The organism is Pseudomonas sp. S37, from assembly GCF_016658545.1.
Taxonomy (GTDB): Bacteria; Pseudomonadota; Gammaproteobacteria; order Pseudomonadales; family Pseudomonadaceae; genus Aquipseudomonas.
Genome location: NZ_JACVZC010000003.1, coordinates 68,089 through 89,831, shown reverse-complemented (window position 1 = coordinate 89,831; position 21,743 = coordinate 68,089). Strand labels below are relative to the sequence as shown.

The following is a 21,743-nucleotide window of genomic DNA, read 5'->3' as shown; positions in this document are numbered from 1 at the left end:
AATTATGTAATTAACTTATCTAATGTTATTTGCAATATCAGAAATAGGTATTTAAAAATCCCGTGCCCGTCATGCCTTCAGGGCATGGCAGGCCCGGGTTTTATCAGAAGTTGTAGGTCAGCCGGGTGAAGTAGTAACCACCGGTAAAGCCATAGGGCGAATAGGCGCCATAGCCTTTGGTCATGGTCTTGCTGCTTGGGTTCTGGCGCTCGGGGTAGATATCGAAGAGGTTCTGCGCACCGACCGCCAGGTTGAGGTCCTTGGTCAGTTGGTAGCCCACATCCACATCAGTGATCCAGCGTGCCTTGTACTCGCGATCCAGGCTGCGGTCGGCGGCAGAGTTGACTTCGCGCCAGGATCCGTAGCGGGTCAGGGTCAGGTTGCTGGTCCAGCGATCCAGCTGCCAGTTGGCGCCGAGAATCAGCTTGGTGTTGGGTTGTACATCGGTGATGAAGTTACGGGCCTGGCGATCCATCAATGCGTAGCTGGTGCCCTGGATGCTGGCATTTTCCTTGTAGCTGAGGATTTCGGTCTGGTTCCAGTTGAAGGCCGCCGTCCATTTCACCTTACCCCAGTTGCCCAGGGCATGGTCGTAGTTGCCGACCAGGTCCAGGCCCTTGGTACGGGTGTTGGCGCCGTTGGTGAAGTAGCTGCCTCCGGTGGTTGAGTCGATGCCGTTGGCCAGCAGGGTCTGGGTCACCTCCGGGCCAAGCAGGGTGCCGGTCAGGGTGATGCGGTCGCGCACGTTGATCACGTAGGCGTCGGCGGTGAATGACAGGCGTTCGTTGGGCTGGAAGGTGGCGCCCAGGCTGAAGTTGGTCGAGCGCTCGGGTTTCAGGGCCGTCGCGCCCAGCGCTTGAGCGGCGCCCGATTCGACCGGCAGCACGCCGTAGTTGATCGACTGGTAAACCCCATTGACCACGCCATAGGTGGTCGAGCGCGCACTGAACAGGCTGTTGGCCAGCGAAGGCGCGCGGAAGCCGTTACTGACGGTTGCCCGCACCGCGAACTCAGGGGTGAAGTCGTAGCGGGTAGTGAGCTTGCCGCTGCGGGTGGCGCCAACGCCCTGGTTGTAGTGTTCGTAGCGCAGCGCACCACCCAGGTACCACTGCGGCAGCGGGTTGAAGCCGACGTCTATGTAGCTTGCCACGCTGTTGCGGCTTGTGCTGGTGGCTTCGGCCGGCGAGATACCGTTGGTGACCTGGGCGCCGGACGAGGCGCAATCGCCGGGGGCACGGCAGTAACCGCCGTTGGCCCAGGAGGCCCAGTCACCGTCGCGTACCTGATAGGTTTCCTTGCGGTGCTCCAGGCCCAAGGCCAGGTCCAGCGGTTTCTCCAGGCCAATATCAAAGCTGCGGCTGAGGTCGAGGTTGCTGGTCAGTTGGGTGGCAATCCAGGTGCCGGACTCGAAGTGATTGGGCGTCGCCTCGCCGAGCGACGGGTTCTGGTTGTGCGTTGTGCCTTGCAGTGCGGCATTGCGCCCGTAGGTACTGGACAGGTCCCAGGCCCACTCACCGATTTCGCCACGCCCGCCAAGGGCCGCCTGGAAGTCGTCTTCATCGATGTACCAGGTTGGCGTGTAGCCGGCGGGGTAGCCATTGGGGCCGGTGGTGATGGTGTTGGTGATGGTCGGCAGGCGGAAGTTCTGGCCCTGCTCGGCCTTGCGGTGCGAGTAGGTGGTGAAGGAGTACAAGGTGAGGTCGTCGCCAACTGGCAGTTCGGCGTTGTAGCCCAGGGTCAGCAAGTTGATCTTCGGCGTGCCGTAACCGCCATAGGTGGCCTTGCCGGCCTTTTCAAAAGCCTCTGCATAGCTATAGCCGTTGGCGCTGGCTTTGTTGTCGTCGTTCTGGCTGCGTGCATCCAGCGCGAGCTGGAGGATGCCGCCATTACCGATTTCGAAGCCCTTGTTGAGGCTCTGCTGCACGGTCTGCTTCTTGCCATCGTACCCCTGGCCAACGTTGGTCACCGAAGTGCCGGACTCGTCGGCCTTGAGGATCACGTTGATCACCCCGGCAATGGCGTCCGAGCCATATTGCGCGGCAGCGCCATCACGCAGCACTTCGACGTGGTCGATCAGGCTGATGGGGATCAGATCGAGGTCGGTTGGTGCGGCGCCGGCATGGATGCCGCTGATGTTGAGCGTGGCGCTGGTATGCCGGCGTTTGCCGTTGACCAGCACCAGCACCTGCGCGGCGTTGAGGCCGCGCAGGCTTGGCGCGCGGGCCATGCCGCTGGCATCCCAGCCGGTTTTCTCCGGCAGGGTGAAGGAAGGGACGGTAGCGCTCAGCGCTTCCATCAGGCCGGGTTTGCCGGTTTCCTGTAGTTGTTTGGCGCTGATCACGTCGATCGGTACCGGGCTGGTGGTGACGGTACGTTTCTCCGAGCCCCGGTTGCCGGTGACGATCACCGTGCCCAGTTGCGCCGAGTCGGTAGCCTGGTCGTCGTTGCTGGCGGCGAAGGTGGTTGGGGCGCCCAGGCTGGTGCCGGCGATGGCCAGTGCCAGCAAGGCGGGGTGAAAGTGGACGGTTGGCAGATGTAAAGGCATGGTCTCTTCCTGAGGCACTATTGATTTTTGCTTGCACGAAGCCTGTCCGCCGGGCTGGCCCGGCAGAAGGATCAAGCGGTACTGGGTAGAAGATCGCCGCTATCCCTGTGGGAGCGGGCTTGTCGAGCCGCCGCGAGGCAGGCGACTCGGTGGATGGCACCGGCTTCGCCGGTGTTCGCGGGCGAGCCCGCTCCCACTGGGTCCCTGCTAATTCAATGAGGTAGCGTTTTCTCTATTTAAGGGTGGTCAGGGTGCCTTGGCGGCAATTGCCTCGATCTCGACCAGCGCGCCCGGCAGTGGCAGTGCAACGACCTGCAATGCCGTGCGGGTCGGTTTATTGGGCTGGTCGGCGGTGGCGAAGAACTTTGTGTAGGCCGCCTGCAGGCCGGCGAAGTCGAGCCGGCCGCCGTTGGCCGGGTCACCGACCAAAAACACCCGCAGTTGCACGATATCGCCGAGGTCCAGGCCCTGGCTTTGCAGCGCCGTGCGGAGCTTGCTCAGTACCGAAAAGGTCTGGGTTTCGGTATTGCCGTAAGCCGCAATTGTCTGCGGTGCGGCCTTGGGGTCGGCAACGTCCGGCAGGGTGCCGCTCACGAAGGTCAGCGCGGCGCCTGCCGGCACGGTCACCAGTTGCGAAATGGGAAAGTTGGAGCCAGGAGGGGCCACACGTTTGATGGTGTCGGCCTGGGCGTTGAGTGCAGACAGGGTCATAAGGGTTCCAAGTAGCAAGGCAGCGGTTTTCATGGGCAGGTTCCTGGTTCAGGCGGCGACGCCGCGTTGCTGTTGTTGCGCGTGCTTGGCGATCTGCTGTACCACATGGCGCGCCGACTCGGCGGCGGTGTTCTGCCAGATGCCGACGCCACCGTGGGCCAGGGCATCGCTGGCCAGCCAGGTGCGGCCCTTGGCCTGGTTGAGCTGGCTGTAACCGGGCTCGGCCACTTCGTCGTGAACGATCCACGGGCTCTCGCTGAAGGGCACTTTCGACCAGTTGACGGCCACGCCATTCTGCAATTTGCCGCCATGCCCGGGGTGTAGCGACTCCACCGCACTGCGCGATGAAGCCAGTTGCCGGGCAAGCGACTGGCTGGCGAACTGGCGCGCCACTTCGCCGTTGTTGTAAGTGCCGACGAGCACGCCTCGGGCGCTGTTGAGGTGGTCGCTGGGGTACCAGAGCAGGCGCGCTTCGTGGTTGATGTAGGAGAGGCCGCCATAAATCTGGAATTCGCTTTCCCAGAAGCGCGGTGCCTGCCAGGCCACCTTGTTGGCCAGGTCCGGCTTGGCCAGTTCGATGGCGTCTTGTGTCGGTTTACCGAAGTTGTGCTCGATCCTGGCCAGCAGTGGCAAGGGAATCGTGACAATGGCGTAGTCAGCGCTCTCTACCTGGGTCTTGCCGCTGCGCCGGTCACGCCAGCTGACGCGCGCCCCGGTGTCGGAGGTCTGGATCGCCTGCACTTCGGCGTGCAACTGCACCGTGTCCTGCACCTTGGCGTACAGCGCCTTGGCAATTTGATCCATGCCGCCCACCGGCTGGAACATGGTCGCGGAAAACTCAGGGATTTCGTCAAAAACCAGTGGCAACATCAGGTTGGGGTTGAGCAACTGTTTAAGGGCAACCGGCTGGCGCTGGATTGGCGTTTGCTCGCCTGCGCCTGCGAAGCGGCTGTAGCCGGCGCGCACGGAACCTTGGTACGCGCGTTGCTCGTTGAGGTCGCCGTAGACCTTGAGAAAATCCAGCAGCGCCTTTTGGTCGGCGGCGTCCAGCTGCTTGTCCAGTGCCTTGCTGCTGACGCTGCGCGACAGCAGTTCACTGAGATGGCCTCGGGTATCGTTGACCGCCTGGCGCAACAGTAACGGCGGCTGGCTGAGGTCGGGTTGTGCGAGGGCGTTGCGGCTGCTGTTGACCAGCACTTCGAGCGGTACGCCGAGTTCGCGGCAGTAGCCAAGGATGGTCAGGTGGTGACTGGGCAGGCGCGCCGGGCCTGCGTTGAAGTAGTGGCCATCATCGAACTGCACCGTCTGGCCAGTGCCATCGTTGTGTTCGATGCGGTCGCCATTGCGCAACGTCCATGCACGCCCGCCGATCCGCTCGCGGGCTTCCAGGATGCGTACCTCGAAACCGGCCTTGCGCAGTTCATAGGCACTGACCAGGCCACTGATGCCGGCCCCGACGATCAGCACGCGCTTGCCGTTGCCTGCTGCGGTCGGCAGGCCCAGTGGGGCGAAGCTGGTGGCGGCTGCCGTGCTTGGCAGCAAGCCCAGCGCGGACAGGCTGCCAAGCGCTGCGCCGTAACCGCCAGCGGCCATCAGATGGCCGATCAGATCCCTACGGGTAAGTCCCATATCGAATGTTCCTTATCGAAAGTGGTGGCCAGCCAGGCGGCTGGCCCAACGTGAGCTAGAGGTCGTGACGCACGCTGAGCAGCGTGGTGACCGTGGTCGTTGGCAGGCGCTTGTTATCGGCTGCATCCGCTGAGTGGGCGAAAGGGGCAAGGGTTGCCAGGGCAACGGCAAAGGGGAGGCGATTGAGCGCGATATTCGGCGAACGGTTCATGGCCGCAAGTTCCTGACAACCAACAGTAGAAGTGATGTCGGATATCAGCATGCCAGGGCCATTTACCACGCCGATGGTCGGCTACGGATACGGACGAAGGAGCGGAAATCCTTTGCCTCCACCTGTCCGTGGTCGGTCTGAAGAGAACATATCTCTATAAGAAAATATTTTGAAAGACTTTGTGGTTCTATTCTAATTATCGAAAATATGCATTTATATGCTTCTTAAAATATATATTCCGCATTTTAATGGCTGTCAGGTGCCTACCGATAAAGATTCGTCTCTGAAGATATAAATCACGACGCCAACGCCAGCCGCTGCCCAGGAATGGCCGCGATCAGCTCGCGGGTGTAATCCTGGGCCGGGTGTTCGAACACGTGCTGTACCGAGCCCTGTTCGATGACCTGGCCATTGCGCAACACCAGCACCTGATCGGCGACGTTGGCCACCACCGCCAGGTCGTGCGATACCAGCACGTAGGCGATGCCCGACTCACGTTGCAGCTCCAGCAGCAGGTCGAGGATTTGCGCCTGCACGGAAACGTCCAGCGCCGACACCGGTTCATCAAGCAATAGCAGATCGGGCTTGAGCGCCAGCGCGCGGGCGATGGCCACCCGTTGCCGCTGGCCACCAGACAGCTCCCGGGGCAGGCGGTCCAGGTAACTGACCGGCAGGTGGACGCGGGTGATCAGCTCACGCGCAGCCTGCTCCAACGCCTCGCCCTTGAGCAGCCCGAAGGACACCAAGGGTTCGACGATGCTGTCAAAAATGCTGAAGCGCGGGTCGAGCGCAGCGAAGGGGTTTTGCTGTACCAGCTGGATACGTTGGCGCAGCGGGCGGAACTCGCGCCAACTGAGGTGGGTGACGTCCTGTTGCTCGAACTGCACGCGGCCCTGGCTGGGCTTTTCCAGGCCCAGGGCGATACGCAACGCCGTGCTTTTACCTGAACCGGACTCACCGACGATGGCCAGGGTCTGGCCGGGGTAAACCTGCAGGCTGAGGTCCTGCAAGGCGGTGAACTGGCTGTCTTCGCCCTTGACCTTGGGCAACGTGAATACCTTGCCGACATTGTGCAGGCTGAGGATCGGCTGCTGCTTGGCACCAACGGGTTGGCGCGGCTTGCGGCGTGTGCTGAAGGCCGGCGCGGCGGCCAGCAGGGCGCGGGTGTAGTCATGCTGCGGCGCTTCCAGAATCTGCCTGGGCGTGCTTTGTTCGACCCATTCACCTTGTCTCATCACCACGATACGGTCGGCGCGGTCGGTAGCCATGCCCAGGTCGTGGGTGATGATCAGCAGCGAGATGCCGCGCTCGGCGACCAGCCGTTGCAGGTGGTCGAGAATCTTGCGTTGCACGGTCGCGTCGAGGGCACTGGTGGGCTCATCGGCGATGATCAGCTTCGGGTTGCCGGCCAGGGCGATGGCGATCAACACGCGCTGGCGCATCCCGCCGGACAGTTCGTGCGGGTACTGACGTGCACGTAATACAGGCTTGTCGAGGCCGACCTGTTCAAGCAACTCGACGGTATCGGCATCCACCCCCGGATAACGGCGGCCATGGGCGAGGATCAGCGCTTCACCGATCTGCTGGCCGATGCGCAGGGTGGGGTTGAGGCTGACCATCGGGTCCTGTGGCACCAGGCCGATGGTGCGCCCGCGCAGCTTGCGTTTTTGTCGCTCACTGGCCTGGCTGAGGTTGACGCCCTCGACATGCAGTTCGCCAGCGGTGATCTTTGCATTCTCCGGCAGCAGGCCGAGAATGGCATTGGCCAGGGTCGATTTGCCCGAGCCGGACTCGCCGACGATGGCCACGGTTTCACCATGGGCTACGCTCAGCGACAGGTTTTTTACGGCATCGGTCACCTGGCCTGCGCTGCGGTAGCTGACGGCCAGTTGGCGGATGTCGATCAGGGGGCTGCTCATCGCGAGTTCTCCTCGAAGGTGCGGGCGATATGGTTAAGGCTGAATACCACGGCAACCACGAACAGCCCCGGCAGCAGCGACACCCAGGGCGCGGTGATCAGAAAGTGCCGACCGTTGGCGATCAGCGTGCCCCATTCGGCAGCCGGCGGTGCCGCGCCAAAGCCGAGAAACGACAGGCCGGCGGTGGCCAGAATCGCCGCGCCGAAGTCCAGCGTGGCAAGCACCGCCACCGGGCCCCAGGCGTTGGGCAGGATATGGCGCAGCAACGTGCGCCCCCAGCTGGCGCCGCCCAAGCGCGCGGCTTCCACATAGGGCAGGGTTTTCACTCGTAGCACTTCGGCCCGGGTGGTACGCGCAAAACCTGGGATGATGCCAACGCCCACGGCAATCGCCACCGGCACGGTGCCAAAGCCGATGGCGGTGACAATGGCCAGTGCCAGCAACAGGCCGGGCAGGGCGAGCAGCACGTCGACGAAACGCATGATCACCGCGTCGATACGCCCGCCGGCAAAGCCGGACAGCACGCCGAGGCCAAGCCCGCCGACCAGTGCGATACCCACCGCCAGCAGCGCGGCCTGCACCGACAGGCTGGAGCCGTAGACCACGCGGGTGTACAGGTCACGGCCGACTTCGTCGGTGCCGAACCAGTGGGCCAGGTTCGGCGCAGTGAGCTTGTCGGTCGGCGAGGTGGCATAGGGGTCGTAACCGCTCAGCAGTTGCGGCACCAGGGCCGATACCAGGGCGAACAGCACGATCAGCACGGCCAGGCTGAAACCTGGTCGACGCAACAGCGGCTGCACTGCGCTGGCTACACGCTGCAAGCGGCTGCGACGGCGCCAGGGCGAGGCCACCGGGGCGGCGGCTGCGCCCAAGGACGAGAGGCGGGTATCGGTGTTCATGGTCAGGATACCTTTGGTGTGTGAGCGATCCGGGGATCGAGGTAGGGATACAGCAGGTCGACGATCAGGTTGACCAGTACGAACGCCGCCGCCGACACCGCGACGATTGCCAACACCACCGGAATGTCCTGGCGAAGTACCGCTTCCTGGGCCAGGCGGCCCACGCCATTGCGGGCAAAGATGGTCTCCACCAGCACCGCGCCAGATACCGTGTTGCCAACCTGCAGGCCAATCAGCGTAAGGATCGGCAACGCAGCGTTTTTGAACGCATGGCGCGCCTGTACCTGACTGCGGCTCAGGCCCTTGGCATAAGCCGTGGCGATGTAGGGTTCCTGCCATACGCCCTGGAAGCCTCGCTGCAGCACCTGGGCGTAAACCGCCGCACTGGGGATGGCCAGTGTTACGGCGGGCAGGATCAGGCTGTCGAAACCCCGGCTGCCGGTGGCCGGAAACCAGCCAAGGCTGAAGGCGAACACCTGGATCAGCAGCAGGCCCATCCAGAACACCGGCACCGAAAAGCCCAGCGACGGTAGGCGGGCCAAGGCCACCTTGAGCGGGCGCCACTGGGTATAGGCGGTGAGGTACGCCAGGCCGATGCCGCCGATCAGTGACAGCGCGATGGCCAGGCCGGCCAGCGCCAGGGTCTGTGGCAGGCGTTGCAGCAACAGCTCGTTGACCGGCCGGTTAAGCGACAGCGACTGGCCGAAATCGCCCTGCAGGGCATTCCACAGCAGGCTGAAATACTGCTCGAAAACGCCCTTGTCGAGGCCGTAGTAAGCCTGGGCCTTGGCCAGGTCTTGCGCCGACAGCGAGTCGACCTCCATGCCTGACGCGCTGAGCATGATCGACAAGGTGTCACCTGGCAGCAGGTAGAGGATGAAGTAGGTGATGCTGTAGGCGCCCCACAGCACCAGAAGCGCCTGGCCGACCCGGCCGATCAAGTAGCGGCTCATTTTTCACTTACCTCGATATCGCTGAGCAGGGCGAAGCCTTCGGCAGTCCACTGGAAGTGCTTGACCTTGGCTGATGTGGCGGCTTGCCACACGCGCTCGTAGATGGGGAAGGCCGAACTTTCGTCGAGCAGCAGGTCCTGCAAGCCGCCGTAAGCTTCGGCGCGCTGCTGTGGCTGCGTGGCGGTGATACCCGCATCGAACAGCGCAGTGGCCTTTTCCAGGGCCTGTGGCTCGTAGGTGTTGGTGGCCACGGTGGCGCTGTTGGCCGAACGCGGGTCGAGAATGGTCTGCAGAATGATCGGCTCAGCGCGGGTCATGTAGTTGATGGTCAGGTCGTAGTTGCCCGACGCATTGTTGGCGAACCACTCGGCGCGGGTGGTCACGGCGAGTTTCAGGTCGATACCGACCTTGCGCAGTTGGTCCTGGATCAGCACATCACCGGCGGTTTCAGCAGGTGTGATGTTGTAGCTCAGGGTCAGGCGCTTGCCATCTTTTTGCCGGTAACCGTCGGCACCTTTGAGCCAGCCAGCGGCATCAAGCAGGTGCTCGGCGCCTTCGGGGTCGTAGGCGAGTTTGTCGCTCTGGTCCTTGGCGTAGGGCGTGGTGACGTCATAAATGCCGCGAACGACCGGAAAGTTGGCGCTGTACACCGCGCTGGCGTAGGTTTTGCGATCGATGGCCTTCTGCACCGCCAGGCGCACCTGTTTGTCGGCCAGCAGGCGCCGGGTGTTCGGGTAAAGGTTGTAGGCCGGCCCTGGCAGCGAGCGGCTCTGGATGGTCGCGCCCTTGGACTGGAACAGCTTGATATCGACCTCGGAGAAGGGGTTGCGCGGCCAGAGGATGTCGGCCTGGCCTTGCAGGAACAGGCCGTTGCGCACGCTTTCTTCGGGGATGTAGCTCAGCTCGATGGTGTCCAGGTGTGCTTCACCGCGGTTTTTCACGTTGGCCGATGGCCATGCGTAGCCTTGGCGCTTGACCAGCTTGGCACCGACTTCCGGGGTGTAGTGGTCGAGCACGAACGGGCCGGTGCCGATGATCTTGCCCAGCGAGCGCTCCTGGGCGCTGAGCTGGTATGAAGCCGGCGCCAGAATCGCCAGGTTGGTGGTGGAGGTGGCTTGCAGGAAGCCGGCATTCGGCTTGCTCAGCACCAGCTTTACGGTAAAGTCGTCGACCACTTCAGCGTGGTCGTAGCCCGCCAGGTAGGTGGCGCCAAAGGTCGCCGGCAGCTCGGTGGCGAACGCCTTGTTGCTGTCGAACGCGGCCTTCACGGCCTTGGCATCGAAGCGCTCGCCGTTGCTGAAGGTGACGTCGTTGCGCAGGTAAAAGGTGTAGCTGAGGGCGTCATCGCTGATGGCCCAGCTTTTGGCCAGCCACGGGATGATCTCGCCGGTTTGCGGGTCTTGGTCGGTGAGCGACTCGGCGACGTTGCGCAGCATTACGCGGTGTTCCAGCCAGTAGACCTGGAACGGGTCAACGCTCACCAGAATGGTGTTGTCAGCCCAGAAGGCGATATTCAGGGTTTTGCTGGCGGCTTCATCGGTGGACGGCGAGCAGCCAGCCAGGCTGGCAGCGAGCACGCAGGAGGCCAGCAGGCGGGTCGCAAGGCGGAGTTTGTTCATGGTGTGGTCCCTGGGGTACGGCCGGAGCCTTGGAAGTCGTAAGCGAGGAGTGTGTCCGGGGGCGTGCCGGTCAGATGGCGATTGCGCTCAGTGGATAGCCCGGGGCGATAAAAGGGTTGTGGTCACGGCCAAGGCTGTCCGGGTCGTCCTTTTCAACGCCGAGCAAGGCCAGCAGGCGTGTGCGGATGGCGTTGAAACCCGATTGGCCGTTATCTCGGGGGCGATGCAGATCAACACGCAGTGCTTCGGCGATGCGCCCTTGCTGCAACACGATGATGCGGTCGGCCAGCAGGATGGCTTCGTCGACGTCGTGGGTCACCAGCAGCACCGCCGGGGTATGGGCCTGCCAGAGGTCGATGATCAGCCGGTGCATGCGGATGCGGGTCAGGGCATCGAGCGCCGCGAAGGGTTCGTCGAGCAGCAGCAGCCTGGGTTCGCGCACCAAACTGCGCGCCAGCGCTACGCGCTGCGATTCACCGCCAGACAGGGTGGCTGGAAATGCCTCCAGGCGATGGGCCAGGCCCACTTCGGTAAGCGCCTGAACGGCGCGCGCCTTGGGGTTGTTCACCCGCAGGCCCAGGGTGACGTTTTTCCAGGCACGCTTCCAAGGCATCAGCCGCGGTTCCTGGAACACGGCGGAGCGTGCCTGTGGCGCGATCAGTTCACCGCCGTCGATGGCATCAAGGCCAGCCAAGGCGCGCAGCAGGGTGGTCTTGCCCGAGCCGCTGGCACCGAGCAGGGCGACGAATTCGCCCGGCGCGATGTCCAGGTCGAGGGCGTCGATGACACGATTTTCGCCGAACTGGCGCACCACGCCGCGCAGACTCACGGCTGGCTGATAGTTGAACTGGCTTTGCGCATTCATGGCATCAGGTCCTTATGAAAGAGGGGCGCCAGGCCAGGGTGAGGCGTTCCAGGGTGCGAATCAGGCCGTCAATCAGCAGGCCAAGCACGCTGTAGATCAGCAGGCAGATGACGATCACGTCGGTGCGCATGAAGTCGCGGGCGTCGCTGGCCAGGTAACCGATGCCGGCGGTGGTGTTGATCTGCTCGACGAACACCAGGGCCAGCCACGAAATGCCCAGCGAGTAGCGCAGGCCAACGAAAAACGACGGCAGCGCACCTGGCAGTATCACGTGCCAGATCAGCTCGCTGCGGCTAAGCCCCAGGGTGTTGGCAGCCTCGACCAGTTTGGGGTCGATATTGCGGATGCCGGCGAACAGGTTGAGGTAGATGGGAAAGGTCGTGCCCATGACGATCAGTGCCACCTTGGTGAATTCGCCGATGCCGAACCAGAGGATGAACAGTGGCACCAGCGCCAGCGACGGAATGGTGCGCAGCATCTGCATCGGTGAGTCGAGGGCGATTTCACCGCGTTTCGACAGGCCGGTGATCAACGCTACCGTCACGCCGATGGCCACGCCGATACTCAACCCGGTGACAGCCCGCTGCAGGGATACCAGCAGGTGGCGTAGCAGCTCACCGCTGCGGATCAGCTCCCACAGCGTGCCGCCGATTTCACTCGGCGCGGCGATCACCCGGGCAGGAATCAGCCCGGCGCGCGAGGCGATTTCCCAGATCAACAGAATGGCCAGCGGGCTTGCCAGGCGCAGTAAAACGTCTGGTGCTGACCACTTTTTTGCCAAGCGATGCGCAGGCTTGCTGACCTGGACAGTAGTGGCATGCGTCATGAAAACACCCCGTCGATCAGTCTTTGTAGCGTTGCCCATAGGCCCGTTCGAGCTGGCGGATCAGCGCATCCCAGTGCAGCTTGACCCCCGGGCCCTGGCCATCGGCGAAACGTGCCGACTGCTCGTGCACTTTCTCGATGGCCGCCTGTGGGGCATGCAGCAGGTCGGCGTTGCCGCCGGCCTGGGCGGCGATCTGGATATTGCAGGCACGCTCCAGGCCGTGTAACTCGCGGAAGGCGTGCTCGACGCTGGTGCCACCTGTAAGCAGGCCGTGGTTGCGCAGGATGAAAATGTTGCTGTCACCGAGGTCGGCAACCAGCCGCTGCTGCTCGTCGAGCTCCAACGCCACACCTTCGTACTCGTGGTATTTCACGCGGCTGTAGAACGCCAGGGCGTGTTGCGACAGCGGCAGCAGGCCGCCACGCTGGGCCGAAACGGCAGCGCCATCGCGGGTATGGGTGTGCAGCACCGCCTTGAGGTCTGGGCGGGCGCGGTGGATGGCGCTGTGGATCACGTAGCCGGCCTGGTTGATACCGAGGTTCAGCGGGTCGTCGATGATGGTGCCGTCAACATCCACCTTGACCAGGTTGGAGGCGGTGATTTCATCGAACAGCAGGCCGAAGGCGTTGATCAGAAAGTGCTCTTCCGGCCCCGGTACGCGGGCCGAGAAATGCGTGTAGATGTGGTCGGTCCAGCGAAACAGCGCGGCCAGTTGATAGGCGGCGGCCAGCTTGACGCGCACTTCCCATTCTTCCGGGCTGACGCGCTGTTGAACGGACGGTGTGCTGTGTAGGGCTGCGAGTGAACTCATGGCAATCTCCGGGCCGGGTGGCGAGTTGTTCAGTAACCGCGTGCGATATCGACGAGGTTTTCCAGGGGCTGGTCGGCCTGGAAGCGCTGGTAATTGGCGACGAAATCGTCGATGAACGTGTGCTTGCCGTCGGTGGACAGCGCGCAGGTGTGTGGGGAAATATGCACCTGCGGGTGGCTGTACAGCGGGTGGCCTGCGGGCAGCGGCTCCGGGTCAGTCACATCCAGGGTGGCGCGGCTGATGCTGCCGTTGTCCAGGGCTTCGAGCAGGGCCTGTTGGTCGAGCAGGCCGCCGCGCGCCAGGTTGATCAGGTGCAGGCCGGGTTTTGCGCTCCCCAGCACGTCGCGGTCGAGCAGGTGGCGGGTGTCGGCCGTCAGCGGCGCCACCACCACCAAGTGGTCGGCCTCGGCGAACAGGTGATGGATATCGCGTGCAGCTTCAACCCCGGCGATATCGGCAATCGGCTGGCCAGGGCGCCCGTGGGCGATCACCCGCATACCCAGCGCCAGCGCCTTGTTGGCCAGGCTTTGGCCGATTGCGCCCAGGCCGAGAATACCCAGGGTGGCGCCTTTTACGGGCTGTAGATGGGTGAAGTGCCAATCGTCGTTGTTGACCCAAATATCGGGCAACTGTTTGGCGGCGCTGAAGATCGCCGCCAGGGCGAACTCGGCGACAGAGTTGGCGTTGGCGCCTTTGGCGCTGGTGACCTGTGCAACGTCGAACAGCCAGCGCGGGTAGAAGTCGATGCCAGAGGACGCCAACTGCACCCATTCAAGCGACCATGGCCAACCGGCCGGCTGCTCTTCAAGCTTTACACCCCGCACATTGATCGGCCGCACGATCAGCGCGCTGGCGTTGTGGGGAATCTGGCCAAGGCCTCCGGGGCCGAACGGAATCTCGACGATATGCGCCGTTGGCAAGCGCTCGCGCAGGTAGGCGTTGGCTTCGGCATCCAGTTGGCTGGCGATGAACTGGCTCATTACAAGGTCTCCCTGAATTGGGCAAAGGCGGCGCGCCCGACAGCGCTGAGCGCTACGTCGTCCTGCGGGGTGTGGATACGGCTGCACAACACGTCGCGAAAGTGCCGCTCCAGTGGATGTTTGCGCGACAGCCCAGGGTTGCCAGCCGCTTCGATGGCCAGTTCCACGGCGCGGATAGCGTTACTGCTGACCAACTGCTTGATCTGCCCGGCATGCTGCGCCTGCACCTGGCCGGCGGCGGCCGAGTCGAGCAGGGTGCGGTTGGCGAACAACAAGGTGTCGATACGCCCGACGATTTCCTGAAAACGTTGCAGGCTGGACAGTGGCGCGCCTAGGTTGGAGGGCTTACGCTGCTCCAGAAAGCCCACCAGCCAGTCGCGGGCTGCCTGGGCCACGGCGTCATAGATGGCCGGCAGCAGCACCGACATCCACAGCAGGCTTTCACCGTCGAACTCGGCACGTGGCGCGCTCCAAGGGCTTACGCTTACCGCATGCTCAAGTGGAAGCAGTACGTCATCGAACACGACCTCATGGCTGCAGGTGGCGCGCATGCCCAGGTGGTCCCAGTCGTCGATGATGCGGATGCCTGGGGTATCGCGGTGCACCAGGTAGCCGCCGACCAGCGGGTCGGCATCGTCGCTGCGTGCCCATACCACATACCAGGTCAGGCCGTGGCTGCCGGTGGAGTAGATCTTGCGGCCACTGAGGCGCCAGCCCTCGGCGGTGCGCCGCGCGGTGGTCGCCGGCAGGCCGCCGCGGGCGGGTGTGCCCAGTTCGGGTTCGACACGAAAGGCGTTGATCAATGCGCCATTTTCCACTGCGTCCAGCGCGACCTGACGGCGCAGTGCTTGCGGCCAGTTGGCATTCTGCTGCAGGCGAAAATGTTGCAGGTACTGCATGACCATGATCAACGCCGTGGACGGCTCACCCTTGGCCACCGCACGGATCACCCGCAACGCCGTCGGCAGATCGGCCTCGCTACCGCCCAGCGAGCGTGGCACGGTCAGCGCCAGCAGGCCGTGGCGTTGCAGGAGTTCGAAGTTCTCGAAAGGAAACGCCCCGCTGCGGTCATAGCGATTGGCGCTGGCCGCGAGTGTGGCGGTGATTTCGTCGAGCAGCGCCTGGAAGCGAACATCATCGCCATCCAGGCGTGGACGGTCGTTGAGCGAAAAGGCGAGGGTATCGGCAGATTGCGTCATGGGTCTCTCATCACGGGCGCAGATGGCAGGCGTAGCCTGTTGAGTTCTGTAGCGCCCCAGTGTGAGAGGTAGCTTTGAGAGACCGTATTCTTATAAGTGCCGGCTGTAAAAGTATTTTTGGTTCTAAGCTAATTATCAGTTTTATTGAGTTAAGATCAGTTTAGTTATGCGTTTTTGGAATTTTAAGGGGTTGGTCAGGTTGCCACCTGCAGGCGTTGCGCTGAATGGATAGTAAGGAATGATCATTACGCGGTCAGTCCCGTTATACGCTGATCAGGCAGAAGCAAAGTGAATGCAGCGTATCGGGTCTGTGCTTGGTCGACACGTGCGGTTGTTGAAGCTCAAGTCTGCATTTGCATAAGGCATCCTGAATTCGGCGCACTGGCCAAGGTTTCCAGTTGCAATGCATGGCGAGCACTGGTGATGAACAGGATGGTGCCAGCTTCCCCACCAAAGCACAGATCGGTCGGGCTCGGCACCGGCAGTCCGATCATCTGGTCCAGATTGCCCTCGGCATCGAAGCGCGCCAGGCTCCAGCCGTCCAGCTGCGTGGTCCAGACACCTCCTTTACCATCCAGCGCCAACCCGCCCAAGCTGCCACCGCCACGCGGCAGCGAGGCCAGCCGGCGCACGCTGCTGCCCGGCTGCATCAGCAGGATATCTCCCGCTTCCGGCGCCAGGGCATAGACCGCTTTGCCCTTGGCATCCCAGCGAAACGCACTGACCGGCTCCGGCAACGACCAGCCATGACGCAGTTCGCCCTCGGCGCTGAGTTCGCCGATCAAACAGCCATTGCCACTTTTGGCACATGCCCACAAGGTGCCGGATGGATGCATGGCCAAGGCCAGCAGGCGGCTGCCGAGCAGATCCTGGCGCGGGTGTTCTTTGCCATCCCAGTCGATCAGTGACCAGCCGCCGGCCTGGGCCACCAGCAGGCCGTCAGGGTGCAGTTCCATGCCGCGTATCGGCAGGTCGAGGCGAGTCAGCAAGCGACTGGACTGGCCGTCCCAGCAATGGATGGCCGGCGCCAAGGTGTCGGCCCAGTACAGCACGCGCTGGCCCGCGTGCCAGCGCGGGAACGCGCCGTGAAACGCCCAGGGGCCGGGCAGCACGCTGAGCTCGCCGGTGGCGCGCGGGGTGGTGTCCGGGCGCAGCTGCTCGCCGACCCGGCGCGCCGCGTCAGCCAGTTCCGGGCCGAGGAGGGTCAGGCGCTCCAGTGTCAGGCGGTAGGCCGGCCCGGCCACGCTCAAGGCACCGCGTACCAGACCCTGCTTATCGATGATCGGCGCTGCGACGCAGCGGATGCCCAGACGGATTTCCTCGTCGTCCAGGGCATAGCCGCGCGCCTGGGTGATCTGCAATTCGGCCAGCAGCCGGCGGCGATCAGTGATGGTCAGCGGCGTCAGCGGTGCCAGCACCAGGCCCTTGAGGATCTCGTCGCGGGCCGTAGGGGAGAGCGCGGAGAGGATCGCCTTGCCCTGGCCGGTGCAGTACACCGGCTTGCCCTGGCCAAGGCTGGCGGACGAGCGCTGGGTGTGGGCGCCGTCACAACGTTCCAGCGATAGCACCTGATTGCCGTCGAGCACCGCCAGATAGGAGGTTTCGCCGGTCAGGTCGCGCAGGGCACGCAGCTCGGCACTGGCGGCGGCCACCAGGTCTGGTTCCAGGTAGGCGTTGCGGACCATCTCCAGGTAGTTGAAGCCCAGGCGGTAGACCTTGCGCGTCGGGTCGCGGCGGATCATGCCGCGCTCCACCAGGGTGGCGATGATGCGGTACAGGGTGGTGCGCGGCAGCGGCACCTGCTCGGCCAGCTCGGCCTGGCTGATGCCGGTGGCGGTTGCGCCAATGGCCTGGAGTACGTCCAGGGCCTTTTCGAGCGCGGCGGTGCCTTCACCTGCTTTCATTGTTTGATTCCCATCTGTTGGAACTCGACTGCTTGAGCATCCATTCTGCCCCTTTTTATCTCAGCTTTCCGCCATAGAATCGGCCTCAGCAGGGCATTCAGTTAACGCATGTTCCATATGTTGGGAATTTGCCCTGACCGCCCATCGGATGAACCCGCGAGGAGAACCTACAACAATGTCCGTCATCCACAACTACGCAGATGCCCATGAAAGCGTCTCCGGTAAACAGGTCGTTGTCAGCGACGAAGTGCTGGCCAAGCTGGCTACGTGCAGCAGCGGCTCGCTGACCACCCAGCTGTTCAAGCGTGGCTTCCGCCAACCGGCACTGGTCGGCCTGCGCGCCATGTGCCGCGACGCCAAACCGTTCGCCGGGCGTGCTTTCACCATGCGCTTTATCCCCGCCCGTGAAGACATCGACACCTATTCGACCATGACCACCAAGCCCAACGACGACAACCTGCAATGGGTGGGCGTGGAGCAGATCCAGCCGGGTGATGTGCTGGTGATCGACAGCCGCAACGACCCGGCCGCCGCGTCGGCCGGCAACATCCTGGTGACCCGCCTGCTGGCCCGTGGTGCCAAGGCCATCGTCACCGATGGCGCACTGCGCGACGGCAGCGAGATCGCCGCCATGCGCTTGCCGGCTTATGCCCGTGAGATCACCGCGACCACGCGTATTTCCTATCACCACGTGGCTGACCTGCAGGTGCCGATCGGTTGCGCCGGCGTGGCCGTGTACCCGGGCGACATCATTGTCGGTGACGCCGACGGCCTGACCGTGGTTCCTGCGCACCTGGCTGAAGAGTTGGCCGAGGTGTGCAGTGTGCAGGATGACATCGAAGGCTACCTGGCTATGCGCATTGCCGCAGGCGAGCCGCTGTGGGGCGTGTACCCGCCGAGCCCGGCGTCGGTGTCCGACTACCACGCCTGGGTCGCCGCCGGCCGCCCGGCCATCCCGTCGATCATCGACCGCGAGGAGGGCTGAGCCATGGCCGAGCACAAGCATGCACAACTGATCCGCCGCTACTTCGACGCCTGCAACGAAGGTGACTACGACAAGCTGGTGTCCTGCTTCACCCCGGACGCGGTGCACTACTTCCCCTCGGGGTTGCCGGAAATCCCGTGGCGCACGGCTGACACCATCGCCCGTAAGTGGGTGTGGTGCGTGGAAAACCTGGGCTCGCAGTGGACCATCGAGAAGATCCTGGTCAGCCACGACAGTAACGAAGCGGTGATCGAGTGGACTCACTGGAAAAGCAAGCTGGGTTCGGCCTTGCGCGGTGATGAGTGGTACGTGTTCGACGAGCAGAGCGGCTTGATCAAGGAGATCCGCGCCTATTACGCCTCGCCGGCTGACAAGGACGTGGTGATCAACGAACTGGTCGATTTCGACTACATCGGCCGTGGGTATCACCTGGAGCCGAAGGCGCGTTAACGCCACTGGCCTGTTCGCGGCGGTTCGGCGCCCCGATAAACCCGCTCCCACAGGTACTGCACCGCTGCTGAACCCTGTGCCGTCCCTGTGGGAGCGGGCTTGCCCGCGAATGGCCGCACCGCGATTGTTGAAGGAGTTCCTCATGACCACCCCGCAAAACCCGAATTTCGCTGCCATCGACGCAGTCGTCGCACAAGCGGCGGCTGCCGCCGAATTCTGGGCCGATTCCAGTGCCACCCAACGTGCCACCCTGCTGCGCGGCCTGGCCGATGCCCTGGAACAGCAGCAGACTGAACTGGTCGCAATCGCCGACCGCGAGAGCGGCCTCGGCGAAGCCCGCCTGAACGGTGAAGTGGCCCGCACCGCCTTCCAACTGCGTGGCTTCGCCAGCGAAGTTGAAGCTGGTGTGCCATACCGTCAGGTCGATGACCAGGCAATTGCCGGTGCGCCACCTGCCGGCCGCCCACGCCTGACTCGTGTGCAACGCCCGCTGGGCCCGGTGGCGATGTTCTCGGCCAGCAACTTCCCGTTTGCCTTCTCGGTGCTGGGCGGCGATACCGCCTCGGCCTTGGCCGCCGGTTGCCCCGTGGTGATCAAGCCGCACTCCGGCCACCCGGAACTGTCCCGCGCTGTGTTCGCCATGGCCGCTGGTGTGCTCCGCGCCCAGGGCCTGCCGGCAGGCCTGCTGACCTTGGCCGAAGCGCCCAATCGTGCCGCCGGCACCTACTTGGTCCAGCATCCGTCGATCGCCGCCGTGGCCTTTACCGGCTCCTACCAGGGTGGCAAAGCCCTGTGGCAGGCTGCCAACGAGCGTGAGCGTCCGGTGCCTTTCTTCGGCGAGCTGGGTTCGATCAACCCGCTGGTGGCCTTACCGGCCGTGCTGGAAAAAGACAGCGAAGCATTGGCCAGGACCCTGGCGGGCTCGATCACCCTGGGCTGCGGCCAGTTCTGCACCAGCCCCGGTGTGATCGTGCTGCTCGACTCGCCCCACAGCCAGCGTTTCGTCGCCCAGCTGGCCGAGGCCATTGCACCGATTGCCACGCACCGTATGCTGACCCCGGGCATGCAGCAGGGCTTCGAGGCGGCAGCTGCCACGGTCGCTGCCAATGCCACAGCGGTGTTCGCCCCGCAGGCCGATGGCGCTGGCCCGGCGCCACGGCTGTTCGCCACCGATGCGGCATCGTTCATTGCCAACGCTCACTTGCGTGAAGAAATGTTCGGCCCTGCGGCGCTGATCGTCACCGCGAATTCCGTTGCTCAGGCGGTCGAAGTGCTCGAGGCCATCGGCGGTACCCTGACCACTACCTTGTGGGGCCTGGACGCCGACAATGCCGATAACCGCCAGTTGCTGCGCGCGGCCCAGCGAGTATCCGGGCGCGTGCTGTTCAGCGGTGTGCCGACCGGCGTTGCCGTGTGCCACGCCCAGCAGCACGGCGGGCCATGGCCGTCGTCCACTGCGCCGCAGTCCACCTCGGTCGGCTTCGCCGCCATCGAGCGCTTCCTGCGCCCGGTGGCATTGCAAGACGCACCGGCCTGGGCACTGGGCTGAGGAGGGCAGGGCGATGATGCGACATATCGTGCTGTTCCGCCGCCTGCCGGGCGTCGAAGCGCAGCCTGAACTGGAATCGGTGCTGGTGGCGCGGATGCGTGACCTCACTGAAGAAATCGACTTCATTCGCGACTGGCGCGTCGCGGCCAACGAGCTGGACCGGCCGATCTGCTGGGACTACATCCTCGAGTCCAGCTTCGACGACGCCGACGCGGTACAGCGTTACCTGCCGCACCCGGCGCACCAGGCCCTGGTCGCCGACCTCAAGCATTACTTCGAGTGGGTGGCGGTGGATTACAGCGTCTGATTGACCCTAGAGGCACCTGGCCCTCTGCGGGGCCAGGCGTTATAACAAAAAAGATCCGGCATCACAGGTGCCGGGCGGAGTCGTACATGAACAAGAAAAAGAACTATCGCTGGACGATCCTGACCATGTTGTTCCTGGCCATGATCATCAACTATGTCGATCGCGCTGCCCTGTCGATCGCCATGCCGTTCATTACTCAGGAATACCACCTCACGCCTGCCGAGAAGGGCATGATCTTCAGCAGTTTCTTCTTCGGCTACGCGCTGTTTTGCTTCGTCGGTGGTTACCTGGCCGACCGTTTCGGGCCCAAGCGTGTGCTGACCTGGTCGATGAGCTTCTGGTCTCTACTGTGCGGTTCCACCGCACTGGCCTTCAACTTCTGGTCATTGCTGATCGTGCGCGCACTGTTCGGCGTCGGCGAAGGTCCTGTGTCGACCACTGCCAACAAGACCGTCAACAGCTGGTTCCCGATCAAGGAACGCGCCCGCGCCATCGGCATCAACCAGGCTGGCGGCCCACTGGGCGGCGCCCTGGCCGGCCCTATCGTGGGTTTTCTTGCCCTGTGGCTGGGCTGGCGCGTGGCCTTCGTGGTGATCGCGGTGATCGGCGTGCTGTGGGCCATCGCCTGGTACCGCCTGGCGGCCTCTACGCCCAAGGAGCACCCGCAGGTGTCGGCCGAAGAGCTGGCGCTGATCAATGAGGGCCGTGAAGCCCCGGTCACCGCCGTCGCAGACGCCCCGCGCACCCCGGTGCTGCAGATCATCCTGCAGCGCTCGGTACTGGTCACTGGCGTTTCGCTGTTCTGCTACAACTACATCCTGTACTTCTTCATGACCTGGTTCCCCAGCTACCTGATCGAGGCCAAGGGCATCGACCTCAAGGCCATGAGCATCGTCACCGCACTGCCGTGGCTGGTGGGTACCGTCGGCTTCATCTGTGGCGGGCTGCTGATCGACTGGGTTTACAAGCGCACCGGCAAGCAACTGTTCTCGCGCAAGGTGGTGCTGGTCAGCTGCCTGCTGGTGGCTGCGGTATGCATCGGCCTGACCGGCCAGGTGCAGAGCGTGACCAGCACCGTGGTGGTGATGACCGTGGCCATCGGCTTCCTGATGCTGACCGCGCCCGCCTACTGGTCGCTGATCCAGGACGCCGTGCCGGACCATCAGGTAGGTACTGCCGGCGGCTTCATGCATGGCCTGGCCAACCTGTCCGGTATCGTTGCGCCGACCGTGACCGGCTTCATCATCCAGTCCACCGGCACCTACAGTAGCGGCTTTGGTCTGGCTGCCGTGCTGGGCATCGTCGGTGCGCTGATCGTGGCCTTGTTCGTCGGCCAGAAGCCGGCCCGGCAAGCCAATGTCATCGCTGCCGCCTGAACTGA

General features: G+C 63.7%; 18 protein-coding genes and 1 pseudogene. 5 read left to right on the top strand and 14 right to left on the bottom strand.

Annotated features, from left to right (window positions below; genetic code table 11):
- Positions 1 to 103: 103 nt before the first annotated feature.
- The 14 genes and pseudogenes from IAE39_RS02140 to IAE39_RS02075 form a co-directional block, all read right to left on the bottom strand.
- The gene (locus IAE39_RS02140) at positions 104 to 2,545 is read right to left on the bottom strand and encodes a TonB-dependent receptor plug domain-containing protein (RefSeq protein ID WP_201198982.1); all 2,442 of its coding nucleotides are present in this window, start codon (positions 2,543 to 2,545) and stop codon (positions 104 to 106) included.
- A gap of 246 nt (positions 2,546 to 2,791) precedes the next feature.
- Positions 2,792 to 3,289, bottom strand: coding sequence for a RidA family protein (locus IAE39_RS02135; protein WP_201198980.1), 498 nt, complete (start codon positions 3,287 to 3,289; stop codon positions 2,792 to 2,794).
- A 15-nt stretch (positions 3,290 to 3,304) separates the two neighbouring features.
- On the bottom strand, positions 3,305 to 4,885 hold the full coding sequence (locus IAE39_RS02130; protein ID WP_201198973.1) for a flavin monoamine oxidase family protein: 1,581 nt from the start codon (positions 4,883 to 4,885) through the stop codon (positions 3,305 to 3,307).
- A 55-nt stretch (positions 4,886 to 4,940) separates the two neighbouring features.
- Positions 4,941 to 5,096 carry a hypothetical protein gene (locus IAE39_RS02125; protein ID WP_201198971.1) on the bottom strand — a complete coding sequence of 52 codons (156 nt, stop codon included), beginning with the start codon at positions 5,094 to 5,096 and terminating at the stop codon, positions 4,941 to 4,943.
- A 296-nt stretch (positions 5,097 to 5,392) separates the two neighbouring features.
- Positions 5,393 to 7,015 carry a dipeptide ABC transporter ATP-binding protein gene (locus tag IAE39_RS02120; protein ID WP_201198969.1) on the bottom strand — a complete coding sequence of 541 codons (1,623 nt, stop codon included), beginning with the start codon at positions 7,013 to 7,015 and terminating at the stop codon, positions 5,393 to 5,395.
- Positions 7,012 to 7,914 (bottom strand): ABC transporter permease, encoded by a 903-nt coding sequence (locus IAE39_RS02115; RefSeq protein WP_201198967.1) that lies wholly within the window; start codon positions 7,912 to 7,914, stop codon positions 7,012 to 7,014. Before IAE39_RS02115 ends, IAE39_RS02120 begins: the two co-directional genes overlap by 4 nt.
- Positions 7,915 to 7,916: 2 nt before the next feature.
- A complete protein-coding gene (locus tag IAE39_RS02110; RefSeq protein ID WP_201198965.1) occupies positions 7,917 to 8,867 on the bottom strand; it encodes an ABC transporter permease in 951 nt (316 codons plus the stop codon).
- Positions 8,864 to 10,486, bottom strand: a complete 1,623-nt coding sequence (locus IAE39_RS02105; protein WP_201198963.1) for an ABC transporter substrate-binding protein — start codon at positions 10,484 to 10,486, stop codon at positions 8,864 to 8,866. Before IAE39_RS02105 ends, IAE39_RS02110 begins: the two co-directional genes overlap by 4 nt.
- A 70-nt stretch (positions 10,487 to 10,556) precedes the next feature.
- On the bottom strand, positions 10,557 to 11,351 hold the full coding sequence (locus IAE39_RS02100; protein ID WP_201198961.1) for an ABC transporter ATP-binding protein: 795 nt from the start codon (positions 11,349 to 11,351) through the stop codon (positions 10,557 to 10,559).
- 4 nt (positions 11,352 to 11,355) lie between these two features.
- Positions 11,356 to 12,105 (bottom strand): annotated as a pseudogene (locus IAE39_RS02095) (ABC transporter permease); the annotation flags it as partial.
- A gap of 88 nt (positions 12,106 to 12,193) precedes the next feature.
- Complete coding sequence (locus tag IAE39_RS02090) at positions 12,194 to 12,988, bottom strand: class II aldolase/adducin family protein (RefSeq protein WP_201198957.1); 795 nt, start codon at positions 12,986 to 12,988, stop codon at positions 12,194 to 12,196.
- Between the two features lie 29 nt (positions 12,989 to 13,017).
- Entirely contained in the window at positions 13,018 to 13,968 is a 951-nt protein-coding gene (locus IAE39_RS02085) for a D-isomer specific 2-hydroxyacid dehydrogenase family protein (RefSeq protein ID WP_201198955.1), read from the bottom strand.
- Entirely contained in the window at positions 13,968 to 15,167 is a 1,200-nt protein-coding gene (locus tag IAE39_RS02080; RefSeq protein ID WP_201198953.1) for an acyl-CoA dehydrogenase family protein, read from the bottom strand. Before IAE39_RS02080 ends, IAE39_RS02085 begins: the two co-directional genes overlap by 1 nt.
- Positions 15,168 to 15,508: 341 nt before the next feature.
- Positions 15,509 to 17,071, bottom strand: a complete 1,563-nt coding sequence (locus IAE39_RS02075) for an IclR family transcriptional regulator domain-containing protein (protein WP_201198951.1) — start codon at positions 17,069 to 17,071, stop codon at positions 15,509 to 15,511.
- A gap of 175 nt (positions 17,072 to 17,246) precedes the next feature.
- Here IAE39_RS02075 and IAE39_RS02070 point away from each other — a divergent pair, with 175 nt between their 5' ends.
- From IAE39_RS02070 to IAE39_RS02050, 5 genes are all read left to right on the top strand, one after another.
- Entirely contained in the window at positions 17,247 to 18,056 is an 810-nt protein-coding gene (locus IAE39_RS02070) for a ribonuclease activity regulator RraA (protein ID WP_167057502.1), read from the top strand.
- Between the two features lie 3 nt (positions 18,057 to 18,059).
- Positions 18,060 to 18,506, top strand: a complete 447-nt coding sequence (locus IAE39_RS02065; RefSeq protein ID WP_201198949.1) for a nuclear transport factor 2 family protein — start codon at positions 18,060 to 18,062, stop codon at positions 18,504 to 18,506.
- Positions 18,507 to 18,648: 142 nt separating this feature from the next.
- Positions 18,649 to 20,055 (top strand): aldehyde dehydrogenase (NADP(+)), encoded by a 1,407-nt coding sequence (locus IAE39_RS02060; protein ID WP_201198947.1) that lies wholly within the window; start codon positions 18,649 to 18,651, stop codon positions 20,053 to 20,055.
- A gap of 13 nt (positions 20,056 to 20,068) precedes the next feature.
- The gene (locus IAE39_RS02055; protein WP_201198945.1) at positions 20,069 to 20,362 is read left to right on the top strand and encodes a Dabb family protein; all 294 of its coding nucleotides are present in this window, start codon (positions 20,069 to 20,071) and stop codon (positions 20,360 to 20,362) included.
- An 86-nt stretch (positions 20,363 to 20,448) separates the two neighbouring features.
- Complete coding sequence (locus tag IAE39_RS02050; protein WP_201198943.1) at positions 20,449 to 21,738, top strand: MFS transporter; 1,290 nt, start codon at positions 20,449 to 20,451, stop codon at positions 21,736 to 21,738.
- The last annotated feature ends 5 nt before the right edge of the window (positions 21,739 to 21,743 follow it).

Excerpts from the sequence above, each read along its gene's own strand:
- IAE39_RS02060 (WP_201198947.1), top strand. The coding sequence starts at position 18,649 with ATGACCACCCCGCAAAACCCGAATTTCGCTGCCATCGACGCAGTCGTC.
- IAE39_RS02065 (WP_201198949.1), top strand. The coding sequence starts at position 18,060 with ATGGCCGAGCACAAGCATGCACAACTGATCCGCCGCTACTTCGACGCC.
- IAE39_RS02105 (WP_201198963.1), bottom strand. The coding sequence starts at position 10,486 with ATGAACAAACTCCGCCTTGCGACCCGCCTGCTGGCCTCCTGCGTGCTC.
- IAE39_RS02135 (WP_201198980.1), bottom strand. The coding sequence starts at position 3,289 with ATGAAAACCGCTGCCTTGCTACTTGGAACCCTTATGACCCTGTCTGCA.
- IAE39_RS02055 (WP_201198945.1), top strand. The coding sequence starts at position 20,069 with ATGATGCGACATATCGTGCTGTTCCGCCGCCTGCCGGGCGTCGAAGCG.
- IAE39_RS02115 (WP_201198967.1), bottom strand. The coding sequence starts at position 7,914 with ATGAACACCGATACCCGCCTCTCGTCCTTGGGCGCAGCCGCCGCCCCG.
- IAE39_RS02110 (WP_201198965.1), bottom strand. The coding sequence starts at position 8,867 with ATGAGCCGCTACTTGATCGGCCGGGTCGGCCAGGCGCTTCTGGTGCTG.
- IAE39_RS02130 (WP_201198973.1), bottom strand. The coding sequence starts at position 4,885 with ATGGGACTTACCCGTAGGGATCTGATCGGCCATCTGATGGCCGCTGGC.
- IAE39_RS02070 (WP_167057502.1), top strand. The coding sequence starts at position 17,247 with ATGTCCGTCATCCACAACTACGCAGATGCCCATGAAAGCGTCTCCGGT.
- IAE39_RS02125 (WP_201198971.1), bottom strand. The coding sequence starts at position 5,096 with ATGAACCGTTCGCCGAATATCGCGCTCAATCGCCTCCCCTTTGCCGTT.
- IAE39_RS02090 (WP_201198957.1), bottom strand. The coding sequence starts at position 12,988 with ATGAGTTCACTCGCAGCCCTACACAGCACACCGTCCGTTCAACAGCGC.
- IAE39_RS02140 (WP_201198982.1), bottom strand. The coding sequence starts at position 2,545 with ATGCCTTTACATCTGCCAACCGTCCACTTTCACCCCGCCTTGCTGGCA.
- IAE39_RS02120 (WP_201198969.1), bottom strand. The coding sequence starts at position 7,015 with ATGAGCAGCCCCCTGATCGACATCCGCCAACTGGCCGTCAGCTACCGC.
- IAE39_RS02100 (WP_201198961.1), bottom strand. The coding sequence starts at position 11,351 with ATGAATGCGCAAAGCCAGTTCAACTATCAGCCAGCCGTGAGTCTGCGC.
- IAE39_RS02080 (WP_201198953.1), bottom strand. The coding sequence starts at position 15,167 with ATGACGCAATCTGCCGATACCCTCGCCTTTTCGCTCAACGACCGTCCA.
- IAE39_RS02050 (WP_201198943.1), top strand. The coding sequence starts at position 20,449 with ATGAACAAGAAAAAGAACTATCGCTGGACGATCCTGACCATGTTGTTC.
- IAE39_RS02075 (WP_201198951.1), bottom strand. The coding sequence starts at position 17,071 with ATGAAAGCAGGTGAAGGCACCGCCGCGCTCGAAAAGGCCCTGGACGTA.
- IAE39_RS02085 (WP_201198955.1), bottom strand. The coding sequence starts at position 13,968 with ATGAGCCAGTTCATCGCCAGCCAACTGGATGCCGAAGCCAACGCCTAC.